Genomic DNA, 25,196 nt, shown 5'->3' with positions numbered 1-25,196 from the left:
ATGCGCGCACTGCAACTTATCGAGGACCGCCGCCTTGAAACGGTGGACCTGCCCCCCCCGCCGCCTCCCGCGCTTGGCGAAGTGACGCTGCGCATCAAGGCGGTGGCGCTGAACCACATCGACGTCTGGGGCTGGCGCGGCATGGCCTTCGCCAAGCGCAAGCTGCCGCTGGTCGTCGGCGCCGAGGCCTCCGGCGAGGTGGAGGCGGTCGGTCCCGGCGTTTCCAGCCTGCTGCCCGGACAATTGGTATCGATCTACGGCGCACGCACCTGCGGCCTCTGTCGTGCCTGCCGCGAAGGCCGCGACAATCTGTGCGAGCATGTTTCGGGCGTTCACGGCTTCCATCTCGACGGTTTCGCGCAGGAGAAGATCAACCTGCCGGCGCGCCTGCTGGTCCCCGCCCCGCCCGGTGTGACCGACATCGGGGCCGCCGTGGCGCCCGTTACCTTCGGCACCGTCGAGCACATGCTGTTCGACAATGCCAGGCTGCAGCCCGGTGAGACGATCCTCGTCCATGCCGGCGGATCCGGCATCGGCTCGGCGGCCATCCAGCTGGCCAAACGGATGGGCTGCACGATCATCACCACGGTCGGCTCGAACGACAAGATCGACAAGGCCAAGGCGCTCGGCGCCGACCATGTCATCAACTACCGCGACGATCGTTTCGAGGGCGTCGTGCGCAAGCTGACGAAGAAGAAAGGCGTCGACGTGGTGTTCGAGCATGTCGGCACCGACACCTTTGCCGGTTCGATGCTGTGCCTGAAGCGCGGCGGTCGCCTGGTGACCTGCGGTTCGACCTCCGGCGTGTCGACTCAGATCAACCTGATGCAGCTCTTCCAGCAGCAGTTGAAACTGCTCGGATCCTTCGGTTGCCGGATGGAGAACATGGCCAACGCCATGCAGAAGATGGCCGCTGGACAGGTCGCTCCGGTGATCGACACCGAGGTCGGCTTCGACGATATCGATGCCGCGCTGAAGCGCATGGAAGGCCGCGACGTCTTCGGCAAGATCATCCTGCGCGTCGCCTAGAGTCGTATGATTTCAGGTCGAATCGACCTGAAATCTGAATCCGCCTCTAAATCAAGGAATAGAGCATGATGTCATCCGAAAACCGCTTCACACTTTTCGGCATCATGCTCTAGAGCCTCGATTTCCGTGCTCAAGAAGCTTCGCCGCGATCTGAAATTTCGCTATGGCAGACAATTGCGCCAGGTGAATTACTGGTTTGTTGCGCGTCTCGCGATGGTCATCATGTCGCTGCTGCGCCTGCTGCCGGTCGACAGCGCGCTAAATTTTGCCGATCGCACCGCACGCCTCATCGGTCCAAGGGTCGGACGCCACCAGGTCGCCCTCGACAATCTGCGCAAGGCCTATCCGGAAAAGAGCGAGGACGAAATCCGGGCCATCGCCTCCGACATGTGGGGCAACATGGCCCGCCTTGCCGCCGAATACATCTTCCTCGACGCCCTGTTCGACTATGACCCAGCCGCCGGCAAGCCCGGCCGCATCGAGGTCAAGGGAACAGAGCATTTCGTGGAGATCGCGGCAGAGAAGCAACCGCACATCGTCTTCACCGGCCATCTCGGCAATTTCGAGCTGCTGCCGGTGGCGGCCGCGACCTTCGGCATGAACATCACGGCGCTGTTTCGGCCGCCCAACAACCCCTACCTCGCCGACTACATCCTTTCGACAAGGCGATCGACCATGGGAGGCTTGCTGCCTTCGATGGCCGGTGCCTCGTTCGCGCTGGCGGGGGTGTTGGAGAATGGCGGCAACATCGGCGTCCTCGTCGACCAGAAATTCTCCAACGGCCTGGACACGACCTTCTTCGGCCGTCCCTGCCAGAGCAACCGCGTGCTCGGCACCCTTGCCCGCCACTATGACTGCGACGTCTATCCGGCGCGTTGTATCAGGTTGCCGGGCAACCGCTTCCGGCTCGAGATCGAGGACAAGCTGGTCCTGCCGCGCACCGCCGACGGCAGCGTCGATGTCCACGCCACCACCCAGATGCTGAACGACGTCGTCGAGCGCTGGGTCCGAGAGGATCCAGGCCAATGGATGTGGTTCCACAAAAGGTGGGAGATCAGCAAGTGGCGGCGGAAAAACCGCACCAAGCCGGCTCCCGTCTCAAACACCTGAGCAAGCCGCTGGCGGGAACGTGTGTTCCTCCGCCAGCAAGCAAAGCCAGTATCAACAAATCGCCAATTGCCTAATTGGTGACGACAATGCGCGTATTGCCGAAGCCCACTTCGCGGACCATCGAATAGAAGGCCGCGGCATTGGCCGTATGCAGCCTTACGCAGCCATGCGAAGCCGGACGGCCGAGCTGCCTGACGGCGCCCGTTCCATGGATGGCATAGCCGCCACGGAAGAACACCGAGTACGGCATCGGCGACATGTCGTATTTGCGCGAATACCACATCCGCGCCGTGCGCTGCGGCCGGTAGGTGCCGCGCGGCGTGAAATAGCCCGGACGGGCGGTCGAGACGGCCCACCGATAGACAGAATCGCCATAACGAACCGTCATCGTCTGCGACGACACGTCGATGTTCGCCACCAATGTGGCCGCCTGACTTGCCGCCGATGCGCCAAACAGCGCAACGACCAATACTGCTGCCTTGAGAAATGACATTTTCATGCGATCAAACCCCTTTGATTGCCCTTGCCTGCTCGCCATCACGTTGTTTTTCACCTTTTTAATGGCGGTGAACAGATAACACACAGTCTTTGACCAATTCGCCAATCCAAAGCAGTGAATTTGAACGATTTCCCGCGATAGTTGCCACAACGACACGTTGCACGGGTTTGATCACGGGCTTGCAAAACCACTGGGATCGCTGCTCAACTCGCGGCATGAACGGGCGACTCCTCAAGGCAATCGACATCAGGCGCGACGAGTTGGTGGCGCTGACCGCCGACCTGATCCGCTTTCCGACCATAAATCCACCCGGCGAAGCCTACGGACCATGCGCCCACTATATCGGTGAGCGGCTAAGGAAGAGCGGCTTCGAGACCGAGTTCATCCGCGCCGACGGCACGCCCGGCGACACCGATCGCTATCCGCGCATCAACGTCGTTGCGCGGTTTGATGGACGGTCACCTGGTGCCTGCGTCCATTTCAATTCGCATATCGACGTTGTCGAAGCCGGCGACGGCTGGACCGTCGATCCGTTCGCCGGCATCGTCAGGGATGGCAAGGTCTATGGACGCGGCGCCTGCGACATGAAGGGGGGCCTCGCCGCCTCCATCATCGCTGTCGAAGCCTTTTTGGAAGTCTTTCCCGATTTTCCCGGCGCCATCGAGATCTCGGGAACGGTCGATGAGGAATCCGGCGGCTTCGGCGGCGTCGCCCATCTGGCCGGGCTCGGCTATTTCTCGAAACCCAGGGTCGATCACGTCATCATTCCCGAGCCTCTCAACAAGGACCGCATCTGCCTCGGCCATCGCGGCGTCTGGTGGGCGGAGATCGAGACCAAGGGTGAAATCGCGCACGGCTCGATGCCGTTTCTCGGCGACAATGCGGTGCGCCATATGGGCGCGGTGCTGCAGGCATTCGAGGACGAACTGTTCCCGGCACTCGACCTCAAGGTCACGCGCATGCCGGTGGTGCCGGAAGGCGCCAGGCGCTCGACCATGAACATCAATTCCATTCACGGCGGCCAGACCGAGGATTTCCGCCCCGGCCTGCCCTCCCCCAACGTGCCCGATTCCTGCCGTCTGACCATCGACCGCCGCTTCCTTCTCGAGGAGGATCTGGCCACGGTCAAAGCCGAAGTGACCGGCATTCTCGACCGGCTGAAGCGCGAGCGCAAAAAATTCGACTACGAGATCCGCGATCTGATGGAAGTGCTGCCGCTGATGACCGAGCGCGACGCGCCCGTCGTCAAGGCGGTGGCGCAAGGCATTCATGCGATCTTCGACCGCGAGCCCGACTACGTCATTTCGCCCGGCACCTACGACCAGAAGCACATCGCCCGCATCGGACATATCCACGACTGCATCGCCTATGGCCCGGGCATTCTCGACCTCGCCCATCGGCCGGACGAGTGGGTCGGCATATCGGACATGGTGGAATCGGCCAAGGTGATGGCGATCGGGCTCAACGTGCTGCTGCGCGGCACGGCCACGGGATAACCCCTGCATCGCGATAAGCTTCGGCCCGCCGACAGGGCTGGCACGACAAAAACATTCCCGGCCATCCTGCCTGGCAGCACGAAACGCAATTTACTCCCACGCGAAATCACGCTTCTATCGCCCGGCTTGAGCACGTGTCCTGAACGCATGGGGAGTTGCACGATGAGATTGTGGAAAACCATTCTGGCCGCCGCGGTTCTCGCATTGGCCGCTGGAACCTCCGCCTTTGCGGCCCGAACCGACCTGGTCATCGGCATTCCGCTCGAACCGCCGCATCTCGACCCAACCGCTGGTGCCGCTGCGGCGATCAAGGAAGTGCTCTACGCCAATGTCTTCGAGGGCCTGACCCGGATCGGACCCAATGGCGAAGTGCTGCCGGATCTGGCGGAAAGCTGGACCATTTCCGATGACGGCAAGGTCTACACCTTCAAGCTGCACACCGGCGTCAAATTCCACGACGGCGCCGATTTCAGCGCCGATGACGTGAAATTCTCGCTCGACCGTGCCCGCGCCGACAATTCGGTCAACGCGCAGAAGGGCCTGTTCGCGGCCATCGACAAGGTCGATGTCATCGATCCGGCGACGGTGAACGTCACGCTGAAAAACCCGCAAGGATCCTTCCTTTACAATATGGGCTGGGGCGACGCGGTGATGGTGTCGCCGAAATCCGCCGACACCAACAAGGAAAATCCGGTTGGCACCGGCCCGTTCAAGTTCCTGAACTGGGCCAAGGGATCATCGATCACGCTGGTCAAATCTGACCATTACTGGGGCGCTCCCGTGTTCCTCGACAAGGTCGAGTTCCGCATCGTGCCGGATGCCGCGGCCTATGTGCCGGCCCTTTTGTCCGGCGACATCCAGGCTTTCCCCTTCTTCGATCCCGACAGCCTCGCACAGGTCAAGGACGATCCGCGTTTCAAGGTGGTGATCGGTTCGACCGAAGGCGAGACCATCCTCTCGATCAACAACAAGAAGCCACCTTTCGACAAGCTGCAGGTCAGGCAGGCGATCTCCTACGCGCTCGACCGCAAGGCGATCATCGACGGCGCCTCGGCCGGCCTTGGCCTGCCGATCGGCTCGCATATGTCGCCGGCGAACAAGGACTATGTCGACCTCACCGGCCTCTATCCACACAATGTCGACAAGGCCAAGGAACTGCTGAAGGAGGCCGGGCTGGAGAACGGCTTCAAGGCAACGCTGAAACTGCCGCCGCCCAGCTATGCACGGCTCGGTGGCGAGATCATCGCCTCGCAACTTCGCGATGTCGGCATCAACCTGGAGATCATCCCGGTCGAATGGGCGCAGTGGCTGGACCAGGTGTTCACCAAGAAGGATTACGACCTGACCATCGTCTCCCACACCGAGCCCAACGACATCGATATCTATGCGCGCAAGGACTACTACTTCAACTACGACAATCCGACCTTCGACAAGGTGATCGCCGACCTCAACCTCACCTCCGACGAGGCCAAGCGCAAGGAACTGCTTGGCGAGGCGCAGAAGATCCTGGCCGACGACGCCGTGGTCGGCTTCCTCTACGAATTGCCCAAGGTCGGTGTCTGGGACGCCAAGCTGCAAGGCCTGTGGGAAAATGCGCCGATCCAGGCCAATGACCTGACCAAGGTGAAGTGGAGCGAGTGAGGTTCGTGGTGCGCGCGCCACTCCCTCGCCTTCCATGAGCGCCTACCTCCTCAAGCGCCTCGCCGTCGCTTTAGCCACGCTGGTGCTTGCCTCGATGGTGGTGTTCGCCGTGCTGGAGATCCTCCCCGGCGATCCGGCGCGGCTGATGCTGGGCATGAACGCCAGTGCCGACCAAGTGGAACTCTTGCGCAACCAGATGGGCCTCAACGCGCCGATCGTACTGCGCTATCTGCACTGGGCCGGCGGCTTGCTCACCCTCGATTTCGGCCGCTCCTATACCTACTCGGTCCCGGTCATCGATCTCGTGCGTGAACGGCTGGCCGTCTCGCTGCCGCTGGCGCTGATCGCGCTCGCGCTCTCCACCTTGATCGCCATTCCGGTCGGCCTGTTTTCGGCCAGCCGGCGCGGACGGGCCGGCGATACGATTTCAATGGGCGTCGCGCAGCTTGGCGTTGCCGTGCCCAATTTCTGGTTCGCGCTGATGCTGATCTATGTCTTCGCCGTCTGGCTGCGTCTGGTCCCGGCCGGTGGTTTTCCTGGTTGGGGCGCCGGCGCCTGGCCGGCACTGAAATCGCTGCTGTTGCCGGCGGTGGCGCTTGCCTTGCCGCAAGCGGCGATCCTGGCGCGCGTCACCCGCTCGGCGCTGATCGAGGTGCTCAACGAGGATTATATCCGCACCGCCCGCGCCAAGGGCCTGCCCTATCGGGCCGTGCTGTGGCGGCACGCGCTACGCAACGCCATGATCCCGGTGCTGACCATCCTTGGCTTGCAATTCGCCTTCCTGCTCGCCGGCACCATCATCATCGAAAATGTCTTCTATTTGCCCGGGCTCGGCCGGTTGGTGTTCCAGGCGATCACCCAGCGCGACCTGATCGTCGTCGAGAGCGTCGTCATGCTGCTGGTCGCCGCCGTCATTGCCGTCAACCTCGTCGTCGACCTTTCCTATGCGGTGGTCGATCCCCGCCTGAGGACCCGGCAATGACGCTGCGCATCGACATCCCCGACGAGACGTTCCGCGGCATCCTGGCCAAGGCGTTTGGGAACACCGCTTTCGTTACCGGTTTCGTCATCACCGTGCTGATCGTGGCGATGGCTGTCGTCTCCTATGTCTGGACACCCTTCGATGTGACGAGGCTCGTCATAGCGGACAAGACGCAAGGTCCCTCGCTGGCGCACTGGTTCGGCACCGACCATTTCGGCCGCGATATCCTGTCGATGATCATGGTTGGCGCCCGCAACTCGATCGCCGTGGCGCTGGTCGCCGTCGGGATCGGCATGGGTGTCGGCGTGCCGCTTGGCGCCTTCGCCGCCGCGCGCGGCGGCCTCGTCGACGAGGCGCTGATGCGCATCAACGACCTCGTCTTCGCCTTCCCCGCGCTGCTGTCGGCCATCATGATAACAGCCATTTTCGGGCCGGGCGCCGTCAATGCCATCATCGCCATCGGTATCTTCAACATTCCGGTGTTCGCCCGCGTCGCCCGCGCCGGTGCGCTGGCCATCTGGCCGCGCGAATTCATCCTTGCAGCGCGCGCCGCCGGCAAGAGCAGCACGCAGATATCGATCGAACACGTGCTGCCCAACATCGCCACGCTGCTCCTCGTGCAGGGCACAATCCAGTTCGCGCTGGGCATCCTGGCCGAAGCCGGGCTTTCCTATCTCGGCCTCGGCGCTCAGCCGCCGATGCCGAGCTGGGGCCGCATGCTGTTCGACGCCCAGACGCGCATGGTGGCGGCTCCCTGGATGGCGATCTTCCCCGGCATGGCGATCGTCGTCACCGTGCTCGGCCTGAATCTTCTGGGCGACGGCATCGCCGACATTCTCGACCCGAAATCGCGGCGGCAGCGATGAGCCTGCTCGAAGTCGATAATCTGTCGCTGGTCATCGGCGACACACAGATCCTGAAAGACATGGAGCTCTCCGTCGCGCCCGGCGAAGTGATGGGGCTGGTCGGCGAATCCGGCTCCGGCAAATCGATGACCGCGCTGACGGTGATGCGGCTCCTGCCCCATGCCGCACGCGCCACCGGGCGCATCACGTTCGACGGCATCGATATTCTCGGAGCGACCGAGGACCAGATGTGTGCCTTGCGCGGCGACGACATCGGCATGGTGTTCCAGGAGCCGATGACGGCGCTCAATCCGGTCAAGACGATCGGCGAACAAGTCGCCGAAGGTATACGCTGGCACACCGGGGCGAGCCGTGCCGACGCCGAGGAGCGGGCGCGAAAAATGCTCGACCGCGTCGGCCTGCCCGAAGCGAAATTCCCGCTGTCGCGCTATCCGCACGAATTGTCGGGCGGCCAACGCCAGCGCGTCGTCATTGCCATCGCCTGCGCGCTGAAGCCGAAGCTGCTGATCGCCGACGAGCCGACGACGGCGCTCGACGTGGTGCTGCAGGCACAGATCCTCGACCTCCTGCGCGATCTCGTGGCGGAGAACCGCATGGGCCTGCTGCTGATATCGCATGATCTCGCTGTCGTAACAGAGATGGCCGACCGCATCACCATCCTGCGCCACGGCGAGGTGATGGACGCCGGCGACACGGCGCGCACGCTCTCCGAACAGTTCCATCCCTATACGCGCCAGCTGGCGCAGGCCTCGATGCATGTTCCGGCGCGCGCTAAGCCTCATCGTGTCGGGACGGACCAACCCTTGCTGCAGGTTGAGGGCGTCAGCCGCGACTACCCCGGCCGCCGCATCTCGCTGTTCAGGCGCGCGCCAGACATACGTGCGGTCGACGACGTCTCGCTATCGATGGCGCCGGGCCAGTCGGTGGCGCTGGTCGGCCGCTCCGGCTGCGGCAAGTCGACCCTTGCCCGCATGATCCTGGCGTTGGACCGGCCGAGTTCGGGCGTGATCCGCTTTCGCGGCGAACCCATCACCGGCAGGAGCGAGGCCGAGCTGAAGCCGGCCAGGCGCGATATGCAGGTTGTCTTCCAGGACCCCTACGGCTCCTTCGATCCGCGCCAGAAGGTCGAAAAACTGGTCGCCGAACCCCTGCATGTCCTGGAGAAAAAACCAACGCGCGCCGAGCGCCTCGAGATGGTGGCGCATGCGCTGCACGAGGTCGGCCTCGACCAACGCGACATGGACAAATATCCGCACGAATTCTCCGGCGGCCAGCGTCAACGCCTGTCGATCGCCCGCGCCATCATCACGCGCCCCAAGCTTGTCATCGCCGACGAGCCGGTCTCGGCACTCGATGTCTCGATCCGTGCACAGATCCTGGACCTCTTCGCCGGACTCAACCAGAAACTCGGCATCGCCTATCTCTTCATCACTCATGACCTGGCCGTCGCCCGCGCCATCACGGATGAGGTGCTTGTCATGCATGACGGCAAGATCGTCGAGCGCGGCAGGACGAGCGATGTGCTCGATCAGCCACGATCAGAGGCGGCCAAGGCGCTTGTCGCTGCGGCGCCGGATCTGCGCCGGGCGATCGCGAAACGGATGCAGGAACAGGGGTGAGTTGCCGATCCGCCTGCTACTCTTCCGGCTTCACCACATCGACCGGGCTGATGTCGAGCAAATCGAGCGTGCGGCGCAACAGGCGCACCTCGGTCTCGGCCAGTTGCGAATCCGCCTTGGCGATTTCCGCCATGTGCTGCGCCAATTGCTTGCGCCGCCCGACGTCGAGGTCGCGAAACAGCGCGATCGCCTGCGAGCCGTTGGTCTCGTAGCCGAATTCGTTGAGATATTCGATGACCGCGTCGATGCTGGCCTCCGGAATGCCGAAAGCATCCTTGCAGATGCGCCGGAAGGCAACCATCTCGCTCTCGCTCACCGTGCCATCGGCCAGGATCATCCGGAACAGCATCAGCAGTTCCGCCGACAGGACGGGATCGTCCGCGACCTTTCGTACGCCCGGGTCGCCGTCGAAGATCGAGCGTATCTGGTCCAGCAATGCGAATGCCATGAACGGCCCCTTTCCGATTCCTCTTCAACAGAATTAGCGCGGAATCGGCCTTGCGCAAACGGGGTGGCCGTGGTCGAACGCGCGCTGCAGCCGACGGACATCTCGACATATCAGATGATCGACCTCACCGCCCAGACCATCGCCATGCTCGCTTTCGCCGCCTTTGCCGCGGGCTTTGTCGATTCGATTGCCGGCGGCGGCGGGCTGATCACCATTCCGGCGCTGCTGCTCGCCGGTTTTTCGCCGGTCGAGGCGCTTGGAACCAACAAGCTGCAAGGCATGTTCGGCTCCGGGTCGGCGACGATCCACTACGCCTCGAAAGGCCATGTCGACCTGCGCCGGCAGTTGCCATCGGCGCTGCTTGCCCTCGCCGGCGGCGCCATCGGCGCACTGCTGGCCACGGTCGTGCCCGGCGACCTGTTACGCGCGGCCCTGCCGCTGGTGCTGATTGCCATTGCGCTCTACTTCGCGCTCAAGCCCAACATGAACGATGTCGACCGGGCCGAGCGCCTGTCGCCCTTCCTGTTCGGCGTGACCGTGGTGCCGGCCATCGGCTTCTATGATGGCGTATTCGGGCCGGGCGCCGGTTCCTTCTACATGCTGGCCTTCGTGACGCTCGCCGGCTACGGCGTGCTCAAGGCAACGGCGCACACCAAACTGCTCAATTTCGCCTCCAACATCGGCGGCTTCATCATCTTTGCCGCTGTCGGCGTCATCTCATGGAAGATTGGCCTGATGATGGGCGTCGCCCAGTTCCTCGGCGCCCGCGTTGGCGCGAGCTTGGCCATGCGTATCGGCGCCAAGCTGATCAAGCCGCTGCTGGTCATCGTCTGCGTGGCTCTGGCGGTGAAGCTGCTGGCCGATCCGGCCAACCCGTTGCGTGTCATGATTGGTCTGTGATCACGCGCCTGTTACAGTGCTGATGTTCGAATCATGTTGGAGGAGCCAGACATGAATCTCAGCGCGCCTACCCAGATTGTTTTCATCATCTCCGTTGTCATCGCCATCATCGGCATTCTTGCCGCGCTTGGCGTCCTCGCGTTCATTCCAATCGCATCGGTGTGGATTGTTCTTATCGCCTACATCGTGCTGGCCGCCGGCTGCCTGATGCGCGGCGCCTGACAAGTTTCCCTCGACAAGCGGGGACTGAGAGCGCCCGGCCAAGCCGGGCGTTTTTGATTCTAATGCGGGCTCTGCTAGATTCGCTTGGCGGAAGGATGGGCAATGCCAATCGAGATGTCTGGTCGTTCGGCACCTACTGGCCGAAGGCCAGCGAGAAGGCCTGACCTTCAACGCGCCAGCGAAAAAATCGCGTCGCAGTCCAGATGGGTCTCCAACTCGGCGGCGACTTCGTCCAGCGCCCGCTCGACTTCGGCACGATAGTCGAGGCCACCGCCCTTGATGCCGAGGCTTTCGAGAAATTTCCCGCGAAAGCCGTCGGCGCCGAACAGGCCATGCATGTAGGTGCCGATCACCTTGCCGTCCGCCGAGATCGCGCCATCCTCGGCACCATTGATGATCGCCGACGGGCGCCTGGTGTCCGGACCCGTGGTGCGGCCGAGGTGGATCTCGTAGCCTTCGAGCGGCAGGCCGAACGGCACTGACCGGGCGCTGACATTTCGCACCGTCTTTTCCGGCTCCATCACCGTCTCGACATCGAGCAGGCCGAGCCCCTCGGCTTCCATGACGGAGCCTTCGATGCCGTCGGGATCGCGTACCATGCGGCCGAGCATCTGGAACCCGCCGCAGATGCCGACGACATGGCCGCCGCGCTTGCGGTGCGCCGCAAGATCCCGATCCCAACCATTCTCGCGAAACTTCAGGAGATCGCCGATCGTCGACTTGGAGCCGGGAATGACCACCAGCCCGGCATCGGCCGGCAGCTTCTTTCCCGGCGGCACGAATACCACCTCGACCTGCGGTTCGGCCTTGAGCGGGTCGAGATCGTCGAAATTCGCGATGCGGCCAAGCATCGGCACCGCGACTTTGAGCGCGCGCGCCTCGCCGGATGCCAGCCGCTCCAGCACCACGGAATCCTCCGACGGCAGCCGCGCCGCCGCCTTCAGCCACGGCACGACGCCGAAACAGCGCCATCCGGTGAACTTCTCGATCGCCTCGATGCCGTCATCGAACAGCGAAACATCGCCCCGGAACTTGTTGATGAGATAGCCGACGATTATGCGCCGATCCTCTTCCGGCAGGATCAGATGCGTGCCCGCGACCGAGGCGATGACGCCGCCGCGATCGATGTCGCCGACCAGCACCACCGGCACATCGGCGCGCGTGGCAAAGCCCATATTGGCGATATCGCGGCTGCGGAGGTTGATTTCGGCCGGCGAGCCGGCGCCCTCCACGATGACCAGGTCGGCGCCCTCGCAGACCTGGCCCCAGGACTCCAGCACTGCATCCATCAGCCGGCCCTTCAGCGCCTGGTAGTCGCGCGCCCTTGCTTCGCCGAACACTTTGCCCTGGACGATGACCTGCGCGCCGACATCGGTCTGCGGCTTGAGCAGCACCGGGTTCATATGCACCGATGGCGGCACGCCGCAGGCGATCGCCTGCAGCCATTGCGCGCGGCCGATCTCGCCGCCGCCATGGTTGTTGTCGCCGGGGATATCGGCGACGGCGGCGTTGTTCGACATGTTCTGCGGCTTGAACGGCCGCACCTGCAAGCCACGCTTTTTCGCGGCGCGGCACAGGCCTGCGACCAGCACCGTCTTGCCGACATCCGACCCTGTGCCTTGCAGCATGATCGCCCTGGCCATCAGCCCCTGCCCTGCGTCGCGGTGCCGGTGATCGTGGATTTTTGCGCCAACGGCCCGCCGCGCCAGATATAGAGCGCCAGCAGCGGCTCCTTGCCCGTTCGCATGGCATGGTTGACGTTGGAGGCATGGTGGACGACCTCGCCGGCCTCCCGCCTGCGAAAACCGCTTTCGCCCATGCGCCATTCCGTACCGCCGGTCAGCGGAATATAGATTTCCTCGGCGACGTGATGATGGTCGGGGTAGACGATCCCGGGTCCAAGAATCAGCAGCCCGGCGGCAGCCTCTTCGTTGACGAAGTGCCCACGCGTGCCGAAGATTTCCAGCCAGCCGTAATTGTCGATAAAGGCCCTGCCGAAATCAGCCTCGGTGTAGGTCTGTCCCCAATGCAGTTCGTTGCGCAGCTCGGCCAGCAATCGCACCAGCGGCCTCGCATCCGGCGGTGCCAGTCCGGCCGCGCGATCAAGATGGCGCAGGCAGCCAAGCGCATGCGGCTCCAAATTTCGGGCTGGCATATCCCAGCCGATACGCGCCACCGCCTCGCGCACCAGAGCGTCATCGACGGAAGCGAGATAGGCGTGGAACTTTTCCAGCAGCTTATCGAATTTTGTCGTCACATCTTGCTCCGGGCATGCATTGGTGCACAGCCGCTCCGCGGCGGGTCGGGTTGCGCGGCGGCATCATTGGTCTAGATTGGTCCGCGCGCAAAGCCAAAAACGACGGGCCAGCAGGTCAGACATCAGGGAGCACGCCATGGACGCCGCGGTCGATGCGAGCACCAGCCAGTTCGAACTCAACGAGGAACAGCGTGCCATCCAGGATATGGCGCGGGCCTTCGCCGCCGATCGCGTCGCGCCCAATGCGCTCGACTGGGACCGCAGGCGACATTTCCCCGCCGATGTGATCCGCGAGACGGGGCCGCTCGGCCTCGGCGGCATCTATGTCAGGGACGATGTCGGCGGTTCCGCGCTCGGCCGGCTCGACGCCGTACTGATCTTCGAGGCGCTGTCGCATGCCGACCCGGCCTTTTCGTCCTTCATCTCGATCCACAACATGGTGGCCTCGATGATCGACCGCTTCGGCAATGAAGAACAGCGCCAGCGTTTCCTGCCGAAGCTCGCCTCCATGGAATGGCTGGCGAGCTATTGCCTGACCGAGCCTGGCTCGGGTTCGGATGCGGCGGCGCTGAAGACGCGCGCGGTGAAAAGCGGCGGCGATTACATCCTCAACGGCGCCAAGCAGTTCATCTCCGGCGCCGGCGACAGCGATGTCTACGCCGTCATGGTGCGCACCGGCGCCGACGGCCCGAAAGGCATCTCCACCATCGTCGTGCCCAAGGATGCGCCCGGCCTCTCCTTCGGCGCCAATGAGCACAAGATGGGCTGGCACATGCAGTCGACCCGCCAGGTCATCTTCGAGGATTGCAAGGTGCCGGCGGAGAACCTCTTGTCGGGCGAAGGCGCCGGCTTCGGCATCGCCATGGCCGGGCTCGACGGCGGCCGGCTGAACATCGCCGCCTGTTCGCTGGGCGGCGCCCAGTCGGCGCTCGACAAGGCGCTCTCCTACACCGCCGAGCGCAAGGCATTCGGCTCGAAGATCAACCAGTTCCAGGCGCTGCAGTTCAGGCTGGCCGACATGGAGACAGAGTTGCAGGCGGCGCGCATATTCCTCTATGCGGCGGCCTCCAAACTCGACCGCAAGGCGCCGGACGCCGGCAAATGGTCGGCAATGGCCAAGCGCTTCGTCACCGACACCGGCTTCAACGTCGCCAACGACGCGCTGCAACTGCTCGGCGGCTATGGCTATTTGCATGATTACGGCATCGAGAAGCTGGTGCGCGATCTCAGGGTGCACCAGATCCTCGAAGGCACCAACGAAATCATGCGCGTCATCATCGCGCGCGCCCTGATCGGCCGCTGACGCCAGCAAACTCCGGGAGAGAGACTATGACGACGATCGCCTTCATCGGCCTCGGCAATATGGGCAATCCGATGGCCGCAAACCTGGTCAAGGCTGGGCATGCCGTGCACGGTTTCGACCTGATGCCGGAAAACCTCGCGGTCGCGCGCGAACATGGCGTCGTCGTTATGGCCAATGCGCTCGCGGCGGTGAAGGATGCCGGCGTGGTCATCACCATGCTGCCGGCCGGCAAGCACGTGCTGTCGGTCTATGGGGACATTGCTCCCAAGGCCAGGAACGGCGCGCTGTTCATCGATTCCTCGACGATCGACGTCGAATCGGCGCGCAAGGCTCATACGATTGCAGCAAAGCACGGCCTGCTGTCCATCGACGCGCCGGTTTCGGGCGGCACCGGTGGTGCCACGGCCGGTACATTGACCTTCATGGCTGGGGGAGCCGACGATGCTTTCTCGGCCGCCGAGCCGATCCTGAAGCCGATGGCCGGCCGCATCGTCCATTGCGGCGGTGACGGCGCCGGACAGGCGGCGAAGATCTGCAACAACATGATCCTCGGCATTTCGATGATCGGCGTCGCCGAGGCGTTCGTGCTGGCGGAAAAACTCGGCCTGTCGCATCAGGCGCTGTTCGACGTCGCCTCGACCTCGTCGGGCCAGTGCTGGTCGCTGACCACCTATTGCCCCGTGCCTGGCCCGGTTCCCACTTCGCCCGCCAACAGGGATTACAAGCCCGGATTTGCGGCGGCTCTTATGCTGAAAGACCTGAAATTGTCGCAGGAAGCAGCGCTTGGCGCGGGCGCGGTGACACCGCTTGGCGCAGAAGCGGCGCAGCTCTATGCCCTTTTCAACGCCCAGGGCCATGGCGGCGCCGATTTCTCCGGCATAATAAATTTTCTGCGCGGCAACTCGGCGTAAACAGCGGATTTAGTCTAGTTTTTTCGGGTTCTTCCAGACCAAGGCCGCAAATTTAGATTTGCTTAAGCTCTCGATAACTCCGCGGTAACGATGTCCCTGTAAAACAGATTGCGAGGCGGACATATCGCATCCGCCCGGCGCTCCGGATCAGGTCTCGCGTACCGGAGCCCGTAAGTTTCGCAAGTGTCTTCGTAGCGAAACGCCATGCGTATCTGGCAAAGCCGCGTTCCCGATGGGGCGCGGTTTTTGCGTTGCGACCCCTTTATTACTGACGATCCGTCTATATGCCGATCGCCGCACCCGGGATCGGCACATGGTCTTCATTGGTCAGCACGATCGGTGCATCGACGCCGTCGACGCGGATCACGAGCAGGCGCGTACTCCATGTGCCGGCATTGCGAACCAGATGGGAATATACGGTGCCCTTGCCCTTGGCGCCGTGGACGGGAATGCTGAACTGGGCGTCGCCCGCGCCATTCGCATTGACGTTGAGATGACCGCCGACCCAGAAATTGTCGGCCAAATCGTCGCCGAGGGCGGCCTTGACCCGCCCAGGGGCGCGGACGGCGTCCATGGTCATGCGGTAGGCGTCGCTGCCTTTGAGCACGAAAGGGATGCTGCCGACCATCGTCGCACAACCGCCGATACTGACCACCCATACGGCAAGGCCGGCAATCGCCCAATTGCGCTGCGTCTTGCGGAACTGCTCGGCGTCGCGCCAAGCCCGGTTTTGCCAAGCCCAGCGGCTGCCGCGCGCGCCAAGCACGAAGATCATGATGAGGTTGACGACCGGGATCAGCGCCAGCAGTGCGATGAAGGTGCTGTTGCCGATGCCCCAAATCCAGTTGAGGAAGAAGGCGCCCCAGTTCCAGCGATCGAGTTCGGCTGGAATTTCAGCCGGTTGGTTGAGCGGTTGTCCGGCCATGTTGTTCCCCATCGGCGTGTATGCCGATTGGTTCTAGCGCAAGACTTCGACGATGCGCAAAAAAGTTCCGGGGCTTCCGCCTCAACCCTTTGTGGAAAGGCGGCGAAAATTTGCCCTCACCGCGCGGCCGGCCGGCTTCAGCGCTGCGCTGATCGACCGTTCGGCCGCGACGCCGTTGAACAGCGACGGCATTCGACCCGAGAGAACCTCCGGCCAGAAACGTGACGCCGATTGCAGGAAAGACATTTGCGCCGCAAGCGCGCCCTCGGCCATGGCGACGGTCTTCTCGCTGACAGCCATTGCCGTCTCCGCGCTCCAGGGCTCGCCGCTTCGCGCCTCCATGGCCATCAGCGGCAGCCGCATCATCACCACCAGCGGCGCCAGCATCAGGTCCGCGCCAAGGCTGGCCGCCTCTTGCACGCGTCGGCTTTTGCCGGTCTTTCTCATGTGGGCAATCCCCTGTCGCGGCCGGATCGGCCGCCCCTTACATTACGCGCCGAAGGCGAAATTCGTTCCCGCTCATAGCGCATATTTCCGGGATTGGGCGTTTCTTCGCAAAAACGCCCAATCGAGGTTTGCTCCTATCGCTTGCGCAGGTCCGCCTGTGCCAGGTCGAGCGCCTTGCCGATGCGCTCGCAAGCCATGTCGATCGTATCGCGGGTCCAGATCAGCGGCGGCGACAGGATCATCGTATCGCCGGTGGCGCGCAGCATCATGCCGTTGGCGATCGCGTGGTCGCGCACCGTCACCGCGGCACTTCCCGACGGCAGGAAGCGCTCCTTCGTCCCCTTGTCCTTGACGATCTCGATAGCGCCCATCAGGCCGATCGAGCGCACCTCGCCGACCAGATCATGCCCGGCAATACGTTCCTGCAATGCGCTAGCGAAATAAGGTCCGGTGTCGTTCCTGACACGGTCGACCAGCCCTTCCCTCTCGATGATCTCCAGGTTCTTCAAGGCCACGGCGCAAGCAACTGGGTGCCCCGAATAGGTGTAGCCATGGTTGAACTCGCCGCCCTTCTCGACCAGCGTCGAGGCAATGCGGTCGCCAACCAGCAGCGCCGAAAGAGGCTGATAGCCCGAGGTCAGCGCCTTGGCCGTGGTGATGGTGTCCGCTTCGATGCCGAAGGTCTGCGCCGCGAACCACTCACCTGTGCGGCCATAGCCGGTAATGACCTCGTCCAGCATCAAAAGCACATCGTATTTGCGGCAGATGCGCTGCACTTCGGGCCAGTAGCTCGCCGGCGGTATCTTGACGCCGCCCGCGCCCATCACCGGCTCGCCGATGAAGGCCGCGACCTTGTCGGCACCGGCCTCGAGGATGGCGTCCTCGACGGACTTTGCCGCGCGCAGGCCGAAATCGTGGTCGCTTTCGCCCGGCAGAGCCAGCTCGTAGGCATAGGGCATCATCACATGGACGATGTTGGGCACCGCACCGTTGAGCTGCTTGTGCATGGCATCCATGCCACCGAGCGAAGTGCCGGCAATGGTCGAGCCGTGATAGGCCATCTTGCGCGAGATGACGCGGTTCTTCTCCGGCTTGCCCTCAAGCATCCAGTAATGGCGCACTAGGCGCAAGGCGGTGTCGTTGGCCTCCGAACCGGACGAGCCGTAAAACACCTGGTTCACGTTGCGTGGTGCGATCTCGGCCAGCTTCTTCGACAACAGCACCGGCGTCGGCGTGGAGCATTTGAAGAAGGAATTGTAGTAAGGCAGTTCCTTCATCTGTGCATAGGCGGCCTCGGCCAGCTCGTCGCGGCCGTAGCCGATATTGACGCACCACAGGCCGGCCATGCCGTCCAGCAGTTCCGTCCCTTCGGAATCGTAGATGAACGGGCCATTGGCGCGGGTGATGACGCGCGCGCCTGCCTCACGCAGCTCCTTATGATCGGTGAAGGGATGCAGGTGATGCGCGGCGTCGATCTGCTGAAGCTGCTTCAGCGAATAATTCTGGTAGGTCATTGATTTGGTCTTTCCTCTGAAATCATTCCGGCGGTGCCGGGGCGAATTCGTCAGAGGACGGCAGGCGGCGAATAGCCGATGCGGGCGCACAGCCGCAAAAGCTCGGCGCGGAGCGTGCGTGACGACGGTGTCACCGCGACCCGGAATGCGCGAGCTGATAGTCTAGCGAGAGCCATGAAGGTACCTTAGAGCAAAGGGCGGTCGAGGTGAACCACCCTTTGCTCAGGGGTGCCATGGAATGAGGTCAGGCTTTTCCGCCCAGTGCCCGCTGCAGGAAGACATACTTCATCGCCGTCTGCGCCGCCTGCGGTCGGCGGTCGCCGCGCCCGCCATGTCCGCCCTCGGTCTCCTCGAAGAACAGCGTCCTGCCGTGTCCTGCCTCCTGCAGGCGGGCCGCCATCTTGCGCGCATGGCCGGGGTGAACCCGGTCGTCGGCGGTCGAGGTCGTCAAGAGCACCGGCGGATAGCCGGCATCGGCCTTGACATGTTGATAGGGCGAATAGGCGGAAAGCCACTTGGCGTCTTCCGGCTTCGACGGATCGCCATATTCGGCCATCCACGAAGCGCCCGGCGGCAATTCGGTGTAGCGCAGCATGTCGAGCAGTGGCACCTCGATGATGACGGCGCCGAAAAGCTCGGGATGCTGCGTCAGGGAAGCGCCGGTCAGCAGGCCGCCATTGGAGCCGCCCTGGATGCCAAGCGATTGAGCCGTGGCGATACCGCGCCTGACGACGTCCTGCGCCACTGCCGCGAAATCATCAAACCCGTTCTGGCGTTTGCCTTTCAGCGCCGCCTGGTGCCAGGCCGGTCCGAACTCGCCGCCGCCGCGAATGCAGGCCTGCACATAGGCATTGCCTTTCTCCAGCCATAGCTTGCCGCGCACGCCGGCATAGCCGGGCAACAGCGGCACTTCGAAACCGCCATAGCCGTAGAGTAGCGTCGGCACCGGACCGTTCTGGTCGCGCCGCCTGACGACGAAATAAGGGATCATCGTGCCGTCCTTCGAGCGCGCCTCGAACTGCTCCGAGATCAGCGGCGAGGCATCGAAGCGGGCCGGCTGCGATTTCACGGTCGCCAGCGTCTCGCCATTGTCATCGGACCAGATGATCGAGCTTGGCGTCAGGAAATCGGTGAAGGAAAAGGAGACGGTGGAGCCGAAATGCTCGGCATGGCTGATGCCGACAGTGCCGTTTTCAGGCAGCGCGATGGGTTTCAGCGACCAGGCGCCGCGCTCGCGCTCGCAGACGAGAACCTTGCCGCGCACATTGTCCATCAAGCTGATGAACAGGCGGTCCTGCGTTCTTGCGAGCCCGGCAATGGAAACCCGATGCGCCGGCGCCAACAAGGTTTCGATGGCGCCAAAACCGCCGGTTTCGATCCAATGCGCGAAGTCGAAGGAGTAAAGCCCGTCCGGCTGGCATGCGGTGCCGTCCGGCGCCGTCCATGGCGTGCGCACCCCGAACACCAGTTGATCCCTAAAGAGCGAGGTGTCGGTGACGTCGTCGGGCAGCGGGATGCGGCGGTTCTCGCCCGAAGGCAGGCGCAGGAAACTGTGCGATGCGAAGAAGTTGAGTGTCCGCGCCAGAAACAGGTGACGCTTCTCGCCGTCGAACTCGACACCGGCGCCAACGGCAAGATCCTCGATCTCTGCCTCGAAGATCGGGGTCGCCTCTTCCAGCCTGGTGCCGCGCTTCCAGAGCTTGACCACGCGCGGATAGCCGGATTCTGTCTTGTCGGCCTCTTCGAAAGCGGCCGAGATGATGACCGTATCCTCGTCCAGCCAGCCGAAGCCCGATTTCGACGCCGGCGCCTGAAAACCGCCTTCCACGAAGGACTTGGCCGCGATGTCGAACTCGCGCATCGCGCTGGCGTCACCGCCATCGGGCGACATCGAGACCAGGCAGCGGTTGAAATCGGGGTAGAGCCTGACGGCGCCGCCGAACACCCATTTTATCCCCTCCCTCGCAGCCAGCTGGTCGAAGTCGATGATTGTCTCCCAGTCGGGCTTGTCGGTCTTGTAGGAAGCGACTGTCGTGCGGCGCCACAGGCCGAGCGCATTGGTCTTGTCCTGCCAGAAATTGTAGACATGACCGGCGATCGCCGCGCCAACCGCGATATTGTCCTCGGCCGTCATCAGGTCGAGCGCCGTCTGGAACGACGCCTGATAGGATGGATCGCCCTGCAATTCCGCCACCGTGACCTCGTTCTGGCGATGCACCCAGTCGAGCGATTCCTTGCTTGTCCTGTCCTCCAGCCAGAGGAACGGATCGCCGGTCTTCTGAAAGGGCTGGGCTCTGGTTGTCGAAGCGGTCATGCAGGTCTCCGGGATTTTGAACGGCTTCGCCTACATTGCGTTGGCGGCGCTGACATTCAAGGTGCGATACGGCCTTTCGCGGCCCTTGCGGCGTTGCTTCACCGCACCCGCCGACGGATAATCGTCGCCAACGCAAGCGCGGCGCAGATCGCGCCGAGCGTCAGCGGCAGGCCGCTCGCACCGGTCACATTCATTATGCCGCCCGCTAGCGGCGGGACGACAATGCCGCCGACACCCCACATCAGGGAGAATGCCGCATTGCCGGCAACCAGCGCCGAACCGGTGAAGCGCTCGCCAAGTTCGATGATGGACATCGTGTAGATGCCGTAGGACACAGCTCCCCAGACGAAGACGCAAGGCCAGATCAGCGGCGTTTCGATCAGCATTGGCAAAAGCACGCAGCCAAACAGCGTCAGCAGGACGCAGATGAAGCGCACGAGACGGGCCGTCAGCCGCTCGGCCAGCAGGCCAAGCGGAACCTGCATGGCGATGTTGCCGGCGATCATGACCGACAGCAGCGCCGACATGCGAGCCTCCGCGATGCCATGATGCGTGCCGTAGACGGGCAGCAGCGCCAGCACCGCCTGCTCGAAGCCCGCGGCTACGACCACCGCCGACAGAAGCAGCCATGCGAGCGGCATGAAACCCATCACCGAAACCTGATGCCCGGCCTCGTCTACTCTGGGCAGCCGTGGCAGAACCAACGCCAGGCAGATGCCGCAGAGCACGAAGGCGCCAATGCCGACAAGGAACGGCGGCCAGCCTTCTGTGCCAACGGCGAGCAGACAAAGCGGACCGGTCGCGAAGCCGGCGGAAATGATCGTCGAATAGAGGCCCATGATGCGGCCGCGCCGGGCCGGCGGCGCCAGCGCGATCACCCAGATTTCGCTGAGCACATAGAGCGGGTTGGTCACGACGCCGATCAGCAAGCGCAGCGGAAACCAGAGATAGACGTTCTGCGTCCAGCCGATCAGCGCCAGCACGACAGCCGAAAGCGCCGCGCAAGTGAGGGCCGTGCGCCCTGCCCCGAACCGACGCGCCAGCGCCGGGATGAGCGGGGACGAAACGATGAACCCGATCGGCGTCATCGCCGCCGACAGGCCGATCATCGCGGGCGAGACACCCTGGCGCTGGAGGATGAAGCTCAGCAGCGGATAGGACAGTCCCTGCGCGATGGCGAAAACGGACACGGTCGCGATCACACCGGTGATCGCCGCCCATTGCACCGTCTCGTCGCTTCTCGTGTCCACCAGGTCCATGATCCATAACGCTGTCGCGGTTGCAGACTTATCGGTTCGGGCCGGCGGCGGTAAGCCCCGCCGCCCGAACGGATGCCCGGCTCCAGCCAAACCCTGTCAGGAGCCTCCGCGGCTGGCCGATCTATAGAGCGCGAAGGCGACCAGCAAAGCGTCGAGGCCAATGATCACGAGTGGCAATCCCACCGGCCCGATCGCCTGCATCAGCAGGCCCGCGCCCGGCGGACCGACGATACCGCCGACGCCCCATAGCAAGGCGAACGCCGCATTGCCGGTGACCAGCAGCGAACCCGTGAAGCGGCTGCCGAGTTCGACCAGCGCCATCGTATAGACACCGTAGCCCACCGCGCCCATCACCAGAAGCACGCCCCAGATCAGCGGTGTGGTGATCAGCAGCGGGAGCAGAACAGCGCAAACGGTCGTCGCCACCGCGCAGGCCAGGATCATCGACCGGCCACCGAAGCGTTCGGCGAGCAGGCCGAGCGGGATCTGCAGAAGGATGTTGCCCAGCGACAGTGACATCACCAGCGCGGCGAGCACCGCCTCCGGCAAGCCATAGCCCGCCCCAAACACGGGAACCAGCGCATAGGTGCTTTGCTGGACGGCGGCCGAGACCAGCACCGCCAGCAGCAGCGCCGGCGCCAGCCGGGCAAAACCGACAAAGCTGCCGGCAGGCTGGCCGTCATCCTCGAAACCGGCGAGCTTCGAGGAGACAAGGCGCAAAATGACGGCACAGAGCAGGAAACCGACGATGCCGACGCTGAAGGGAGCCCAGCCCTCGATACCGACCAGAGTGAGCGTAAACGGACCTGCGGCATAGCCGGCGCCCATCAGTGTGTTGAACACGCCCATCACTCGCCCGCGTCGAGACGGCGGCGCCAGCGAGAGAGCCCAGACTTCGCCCAGCACATAGAGCGGGTTAATGACGATGCCGATCGTGAAGCGGATGACGTACCAGGCCACCCAGTTCTGGAGGTAACCGATGCCCAGGAAGCACAGCGCCCCGATCAGCGAGCAGCCAACCGCCAGATTTCGCGCGCCGACCAGCCGCACGGCAGCCGGCACGAAAGAGGCAGACAGAATCAGGCCAACCGGCATCATCGCCGCCGACAAGCCGATCAGGGCGGGCGACAGGCCTTGCTTCTGCATCAGGAGCGTGAACAGCGGCGAGCTCAACCCTTGCGCCGCTCCGAACATGGCTAATGCGGCGGTGACGCCCGCGAGCGCCGCCCATTGCGTTCCCGCTTCGCCTTCGCTTGAGCCGGTCGCGACCATGCCGTCATCCATGTCAGTGCTGCCATCGGCCAGCAAGCACGACTAGCTACTGCTTCGACCAGAGGAAAGGAAGAGCCGGACCGGAGATCCACTTGCACCAAGAAAATCGACCGACCGGCCGACGCCATCGGCCCGGATGAACGAACTTTGGATACAGAACGCGATGGCTACGGGAAGTAGCGGGCGATTGCGCCTTTCTTGCCGTCCGCATAGGGCTTCAGCCACTTGTCGTCGATGGCAATCCCGTCAGCGTCGGAAGGCCCCTTGCCGATCGTCCTGCGCCAGGCCCGGAACTTATAGTGGTCGAAGACGTCGAGCATGTGCACGGCATAGGCCGCGGCAAAGGTCTTGTCGCCTTCCACGATGACCAAATTCTCGTCGTTTTCGTAGGACGCCTTGTAACCGAGGTTATGGCTGCCGGTAATGACGGTGGCGTTGTCCTCCATCGGATCGATGATAACAATCTTGTCGTGCACGATCGCGTGGCCGACGGTGAGCACTTCGGCCTGGAAATCCGTCGCGATGGTGGCCCCGGTCAGGTTCGCCGCCCGTACAATGGAGACATTCGGGGCCTCCCAGACCTTCTCCGGATAAACAAAGGGCGACTTGCCGTCCTTGTTCGACTTGTGGGTGACCGGATCCTTGGTGGGAGCGACATAGTTGGGCATGGCCGTTTCGTCGCTGATCGCGCCCTGCACGATGAGGTTCGGATCGGCTTTCGCCGCCGCAACCGCTTGGTCTACGATCGAATTTTCGCCGAGCAGCGAAGGGTTGAACACCAGGAACAGCACCGCCCGCTTCGCCGCTTTGATGCGGGCAAAGACGTCCTGGAGGTCGACCGGACGTACCGAAATGTCCTTCTTATTGCAGTTCGGGTCGTTGGGCGAAAACCACACCGTCATGCCGTCCAACACCGCCGAGGCGCCGTTGAGCGGGTTTGGCATGTGGTTCTCCTTGCGGAACGGCACGCCCTGCGTCTGCACGACGTGGCCGGCAGCACTTTCCGAAGCCGGTGGCGGAAACACATCGGCTTTCATGCGTTCCCAATAGGCGTCGAACACCTTCGCCATCGCCGGATCGTCGCGGACAAAAGCGTTGTTGGACTGGCCGCATATGCCGGTCGACGTCCAGTTGGTACTGCCGGTCATAACCGCTTGCGGATTGCCCTGGGTGTCGCGGTAGACGGCGAACTTGTTGTGGCCGATATGGTTGTTGTTGAACAGGCGGTCCGTCACCACGACGCCCGCATCGTGCAAACGCTTCCTGTAGGGTGCGTTGCCGGTATCCCAGGCCTTGGTCTGGTCATCCCTGCCCGAATTGGAGAGGATGACTTCGACTACATCCCTGGCTGCGATGATGGCATCGCACAATTCGTCGTCGCCGAGCTCATAGAGCGCAAGCCTGACGGTGCCGCCTTCGGCCTTGGCCCTTTTCAACAGGCTGGTCAGCACGTCAGGCACGTCGCCATGCAGATAGGCCCGGATCTTGCTGGTCGGGTCTTGCAGCACCGCCCTGATTTTGTCGCGCTGGCCGACCTTGATGCCGGCTTCCGCCAGCGCATGCGACATCCATTGCGTCGAAAGCACGCCGTTGGTGAAGGCAACGCGTGCCTTGCCGAACATTTGGCCCAGGAAGATTGGCGGACTGACCGCGCCCTGCCCAAGATAGCCAAGGGGCCGCGCCGGTCCGGTATAGGCGGGTTTGCCGTCGACGACCTGATCGGGGCGCACCGGCACGGGATCGAGGCCCGCCTTCATGTCGCCAACGGGACGCACGCGGTAGGCGATCATTTCGCCGTCCGGCCTGACGTCTATGCTGTCGCGGCGGCGCCTGACAGTCAGATCGCGCCAGAATGTCTTCTGCACCGGCCAGACACCGGTATCCTGCGGAATCCATCGGGGATTGCGCTGACCCTTGAAGGGCACCCAGGACGCAAGGCAACGCTCCTCGCCTGTATCGGGATAGAGGCGTACGATCTCGAAACCGAGGCAGCCTGGGATCATCCCGTCAACATCCCAGGAAAGGAACGCGACTTCGTTGTTTGTCGCGGCACGCACTTTGACGACGTCAGGCATGGCGTCCCTCCAAAAGCAGTTCAACGCGCAAGTATGTCAGAAGTAAAAGACGGTACTGTAACGCCTCTTTAAATCTGCACCATCCGACGGCCTCACTCAGACGCCTG

Annotated in this window: 22 protein-coding genes; 11 read left to right on the top strand and 11 right to left on the bottom strand. The window is 63.3% G+C overall.

The window, feature by feature from the left end:
* Together LB554_RS14075 and LB554_RS14070 are read left to right on the top strand one after the other, a co-directional pair.
* Nucleotides 1–1,029 (top strand): zinc-binding dehydrogenase, encoded by a 1,029-nt coding sequence (locus LB554_RS14075; protein ID WP_224523101.1) that lies wholly within the window; start codon nt 1–3, stop codon nt 1,027–1,029.
* 126 nt (nt 1,030–1,155) lie between these two features.
* On the top strand, nt 1,156–2,139 hold the full coding sequence (locus tag LB554_RS14070) for a lipid A biosynthesis lauroyl acyltransferase (protein ID WP_181174587.1): 984 nt from the start codon (nt 1,156–1,158) through the stop codon (nt 2,137–2,139).
* 70 nt (nt 2,140–2,209) lie between these two features.
* Here LB554_RS14070 and LB554_RS14065 read toward each other — a convergent pair whose 3' ends face one another.
* Nucleotides 2,210–2,638 carry a L,D-transpeptidase gene (locus LB554_RS14065; protein ID WP_140714882.1) on the bottom strand — a complete coding sequence of 143 codons (429 nt, stop codon included), beginning with the start codon at nt 2,636–2,638 and terminating at the stop codon, nt 2,210–2,212.
* 215 nt (nt 2,639–2,853) lie between these two features.
* On the opposite strand from LB554_RS14065, the gene LB554_RS14060 reads away from it, so the two are divergent.
* The 5 genes from LB554_RS14060 (at nt 2,854) to LB554_RS14040 (ending at nt 9,242) form a co-directional block, all read left to right on the top strand.
* The gene (locus tag LB554_RS14060; protein WP_224585124.1) at nt 2,854–4,134 is read left to right on the top strand and encodes an acetylornithine deacetylase/succinyl-diaminopimelate desuccinylase family protein; all 1,281 of its coding nucleotides are present in this window, start codon (nt 2,854–2,856) and stop codon (nt 4,132–4,134) included.
* Nucleotides 4,135–4,296: 162 nt separating this feature from the next.
* Nucleotides 4,297–5,775 carry an ABC transporter substrate-binding protein gene (locus LB554_RS14055; RefSeq protein ID WP_224585123.1) on the top strand — a complete coding sequence of 493 codons (1,479 nt, stop codon included), beginning with the start codon at nt 4,297–4,299 and terminating at the stop codon, nt 5,773–5,775.
* A 34-nt stretch (nt 5,776–5,809) separates the two neighbouring features.
* On the top strand, nt 5,810–6,757 hold the full coding sequence (locus tag LB554_RS14050; RefSeq protein WP_140615980.1) for an ABC transporter permease: 948 nt from the start codon (nt 5,810–5,812) through the stop codon (nt 6,755–6,757).
* Entirely contained in the window at nt 6,754–7,623 is an 870-nt protein-coding gene (locus LB554_RS14045) for an ABC transporter permease (protein WP_224585122.1), read from the top strand. The genes LB554_RS14050 and LB554_RS14045 overlap by 4 nt, the downstream gene beginning before the upstream one ends.
* Nucleotides 7,620–9,242: an ABC transporter ATP-binding protein gene (locus LB554_RS14040; protein ID WP_224585121.1), complete on the top strand. Its 1,623-nt coding sequence runs from the start codon at nt 7,620–7,622 to the stop codon at nt 9,240–9,242. Before LB554_RS14045 ends, LB554_RS14040 begins: the two co-directional genes overlap by 4 nt.
* Before the next feature lie 16 nt (nt 9,243–9,258).
* Here the strand turns inward: LB554_RS14040 and LB554_RS14035 are convergent, their stop codons facing one another.
* The gene (locus LB554_RS14035) at nt 9,259–9,690 is read right to left on the bottom strand and encodes a TerB family tellurite resistance protein (protein ID WP_140723860.1); all 432 of its coding nucleotides are present in this window, start codon (nt 9,688–9,690) and stop codon (nt 9,259–9,261) included.
* A gap of 114 nt (nt 9,691–9,804) precedes the next feature.
* On the opposite strand from LB554_RS14035, the gene LB554_RS14030 reads away from it, so the two are divergent.
* Together LB554_RS14030 and LB554_RS14025 are read left to right on the top strand one after the other, a co-directional pair.
* Nucleotides 9,805–10,590 (top strand): TSUP family transporter, encoded by a 786-nt coding sequence (locus LB554_RS14030; RefSeq protein WP_140724190.1) that lies wholly within the window; start codon nt 9,805–9,807, stop codon nt 10,588–10,590.
* A gap of 51 nt (nt 10,591–10,641) precedes the next feature.
* Complete coding sequence (locus tag LB554_RS14025) at nt 10,642–10,812, top strand: hypothetical protein (protein WP_023769888.1); 171 nt, start codon at nt 10,642–10,644, stop codon at nt 10,810–10,812.
* A 167-nt stretch (nt 10,813–10,979) separates the two neighbouring features.
* Here LB554_RS14025 and LB554_RS14020 read toward each other — a convergent pair whose 3' ends face one another.
* On the bottom strand, nt 10,980–12,455 hold the full coding sequence (locus LB554_RS14020) for a cobyric acid synthase (protein WP_140723862.1): 1,476 nt from the start codon (nt 12,453–12,455) through the stop codon (nt 10,980–10,982).
* Nucleotides 12,455–13,069 (bottom strand): dimethylsulfonioproprionate lyase family protein, encoded by a 615-nt coding sequence (locus tag LB554_RS14015; protein ID WP_140723863.1) that lies wholly within the window; start codon nt 13,067–13,069, stop codon nt 12,455–12,457. Before LB554_RS14015 ends, LB554_RS14020 begins: the two co-directional genes overlap by 1 nt.
* 136 nt (nt 13,070–13,205) lie before the next feature.
* Between LB554_RS14015 and LB554_RS14010 the strand changes: the two genes are divergently transcribed.
* Both LB554_RS14010 and mmsB read left to right on the top strand, forming a co-directional pair.
* Nucleotides 13,206–14,372 carry an isobutyryl-CoA dehydrogenase gene (locus LB554_RS14010; RefSeq protein ID WP_224585120.1) on the top strand — a complete coding sequence of 389 codons (1,167 nt, stop codon included), beginning with the start codon at nt 13,206–13,208 and terminating at the stop codon, nt 14,370–14,372.
* 26 nt (nt 14,373–14,398) lie between these two features.
* Nucleotides 14,399–15,283 (top strand): 3-hydroxyisobutyrate dehydrogenase, encoded by an 885-nt coding sequence (gene mmsB, locus LB554_RS14005; RefSeq protein WP_140723867.1) that lies wholly within the window; start codon nt 14,399–14,401, stop codon nt 15,281–15,283.
* Nucleotides 15,284–15,563: 280 nt separating this feature from the next.
* Here mmsB and LB554_RS14000 read toward each other — a convergent pair whose 3' ends face one another.
* The 7 genes from LB554_RS14000 to LB554_RS13970 all read right to left on the bottom strand — a co-directional run bounded on the left by LB554_RS14000 (nt 15,564) and on the right by LB554_RS13970 (nt 25,089).
* Entirely contained in the window at nt 15,564–16,208 is a 645-nt protein-coding gene (locus LB554_RS14000; protein WP_224585116.1) for a cytochrome c oxidase assembly factor Coa1 family protein, read from the bottom strand.
* A gap of 81 nt (nt 16,209–16,289) precedes the next feature.
* Nucleotides 16,290–16,655 carry a hypothetical protein gene (locus tag LB554_RS13995; protein WP_224523117.1) on the bottom strand — a complete coding sequence of 122 codons (366 nt, stop codon included), beginning with the start codon at nt 16,653–16,655 and terminating at the stop codon, nt 16,290–16,292.
* Nucleotides 16,656–16,789: 134 nt separating this feature from the next.
* On the bottom strand, nt 16,790–18,169 hold the full coding sequence (locus LB554_RS13990; protein WP_224585114.1) for an aspartate aminotransferase family protein: 1,380 nt from the start codon (nt 18,167–18,169) through the stop codon (nt 16,790–16,792).
* A gap of 244 nt (nt 18,170–18,413) precedes the next feature.
* Nucleotides 18,414–20,483: a prolyl oligopeptidase family serine peptidase gene (locus LB554_RS13985; protein ID WP_224523119.1), complete on the bottom strand. Its 2,070-nt coding sequence runs from the start codon at nt 20,481–20,483 to the stop codon at nt 18,414–18,416.
* A gap of 98 nt (nt 20,484–20,581) precedes the next feature.
* Nucleotides 20,582–21,742, bottom strand: a complete 1,161-nt coding sequence (locus LB554_RS13980) for an MFS transporter (protein ID WP_224523120.1) — start codon at nt 21,740–21,742, stop codon at nt 20,582–20,584.
* A 96-nt stretch (nt 21,743–21,838) separates the two neighbouring features.
* Nucleotides 21,839–23,014, bottom strand: a complete 1,176-nt coding sequence (locus tag LB554_RS13975; protein ID WP_224523462.1) for an MFS transporter — start codon at nt 23,012–23,014, stop codon at nt 21,839–21,841.
* Between the two features lie 167 nt (nt 23,015–23,181).
* On the bottom strand, nt 23,182–25,089 hold the full coding sequence (locus LB554_RS13970) for a phospholipase D-like domain-containing protein (protein ID WP_224585112.1): 1,908 nt from the start codon (nt 25,087–25,089) through the stop codon (nt 23,182–23,184).
* Nucleotides 25,090–25,196 lie beyond the last annotated feature (107 nt).

It is taken from the genome of Mesorhizobium sp. CO1-1-11 (assembly GCF_020164995.1).
GTDB classification, from domain to species: Bacteria; Pseudomonadota; Alphaproteobacteria; order Rhizobiales; family Rhizobiaceae; genus Mesorhizobium; species Mesorhizobium australicum.
Note: the sequence above shows the minus strand (reverse complement) of the source record. Positions and strands in the feature narration are given on the sequence as shown.

What these genes read in the sequence shown, in the direction of transcription:
- LB554_RS14075 (WP_224523101.1), top strand. Translation starts at nt 1, where the DNA reads ATGCGCGCACTGCAACTTATCGAGGACCGCCGCCTTGAAACGGTGGAC.
- LB554_RS14065 (WP_140714882.1), bottom strand. Translation starts at nt 2,638, where the DNA reads ATGAAAATGTCATTTCTCAAGGCAGCAGTATTGGTCGTTGCGCTGTTT.
- LB554_RS14060 (WP_224585124.1), top strand. Translation starts at nt 2,854, where the DNA reads ATGAACGGGCGACTCCTCAAGGCAATCGACATCAGGCGCGACGAGTTG.
- LB554_RS14055 (WP_224585123.1), top strand. Translation starts at nt 4,297, where the DNA reads ATGAGATTGTGGAAAACCATTCTGGCCGCCGCGGTTCTCGCATTGGCC.
- LB554_RS14050 (WP_140615980.1), top strand. Translation starts at nt 5,810, where the DNA reads ATGAGCGCCTACCTCCTCAAGCGCCTCGCCGTCGCTTTAGCCACGCTG.
- LB554_RS14045 (WP_224585122.1), top strand. Translation starts at nt 6,754, where the DNA reads ATGACGCTGCGCATCGACATCCCCGACGAGACGTTCCGCGGCATCCTG.
- LB554_RS14040 (WP_224585121.1), top strand. Translation starts at nt 7,620, where the DNA reads ATGAGCCTGCTCGAAGTCGATAATCTGTCGCTGGTCATCGGCGACACA.
- LB554_RS14035 (WP_140723860.1), bottom strand. Translation starts at nt 9,690, where the DNA reads ATGGCATTCGCATTGCTGGACCAGATACGCTCGATCTTCGACGGCGAC.
- LB554_RS14030 (WP_140724190.1), top strand. Translation starts at nt 9,805, where the DNA reads ATGATCGACCTCACCGCCCAGACCATCGCCATGCTCGCTTTCGCCGCC.
- LB554_RS14025 (WP_023769888.1), top strand. Translation starts at nt 10,642, where the DNA reads ATGAATCTCAGCGCGCCTACCCAGATTGTTTTCATCATCTCCGTTGTC.
- LB554_RS14020 (WP_140723862.1), bottom strand. Translation starts at nt 12,455, where the DNA reads ATGGCCAGGGCGATCATGCTGCAAGGCACAGGGTCGGATGTCGGCAAG.
- LB554_RS14010 (WP_224585120.1), top strand. Translation starts at nt 13,206, where the DNA reads ATGGACGCCGCGGTCGATGCGAGCACCAGCCAGTTCGAACTCAACGAG.
- mmsB (WP_140723867.1), top strand. Translation starts at nt 14,399, where the DNA reads ATGACGACGATCGCCTTCATCGGCCTCGGCAATATGGGCAATCCGATG.
- LB554_RS14000 (WP_224585116.1), bottom strand. Translation starts at nt 16,208, where the DNA reads ATGGCCGGACAACCGCTCAACCAACCGGCTGAAATTCCAGCCGAACTC.
- LB554_RS13995 (WP_224523117.1), bottom strand. Translation starts at nt 16,655, where the DNA reads ATGAGAAAGACCGGCAAAAGCCGACGCGTGCAAGAGGCGGCCAGCCTT.
- LB554_RS13990 (WP_224585114.1), bottom strand. Translation starts at nt 18,169, where the DNA reads ATGACCTACCAGAATTATTCGCTGAAGCAGCTTCAGCAGATCGACGCC.
- LB554_RS13985 (WP_224523119.1), bottom strand. Translation starts at nt 20,483, where the DNA reads ATGACCGCTTCGACAACCAGAGCCCAGCCCTTTCAGAAGACCGGCGAT.
- LB554_RS13980 (WP_224523120.1), bottom strand. Translation starts at nt 21,742, where the DNA reads ATGGACCTGGTGGACACGAGAAGCGACGAGACGGTGCAATGGGCGGCG.
- LB554_RS13975 (WP_224523462.1), bottom strand. Translation starts at nt 23,014, where the DNA reads ATGGTCGCGACCGGCTCAAGCGAAGGCGAAGCGGGAACGCAATGGGCG.
- LB554_RS13970 (WP_224585112.1), bottom strand. Translation starts at nt 25,089, where the DNA reads ATGCCTGACGTCGTCAAAGTGCGTGCCGCGACAAACAACGAAGTCGCG.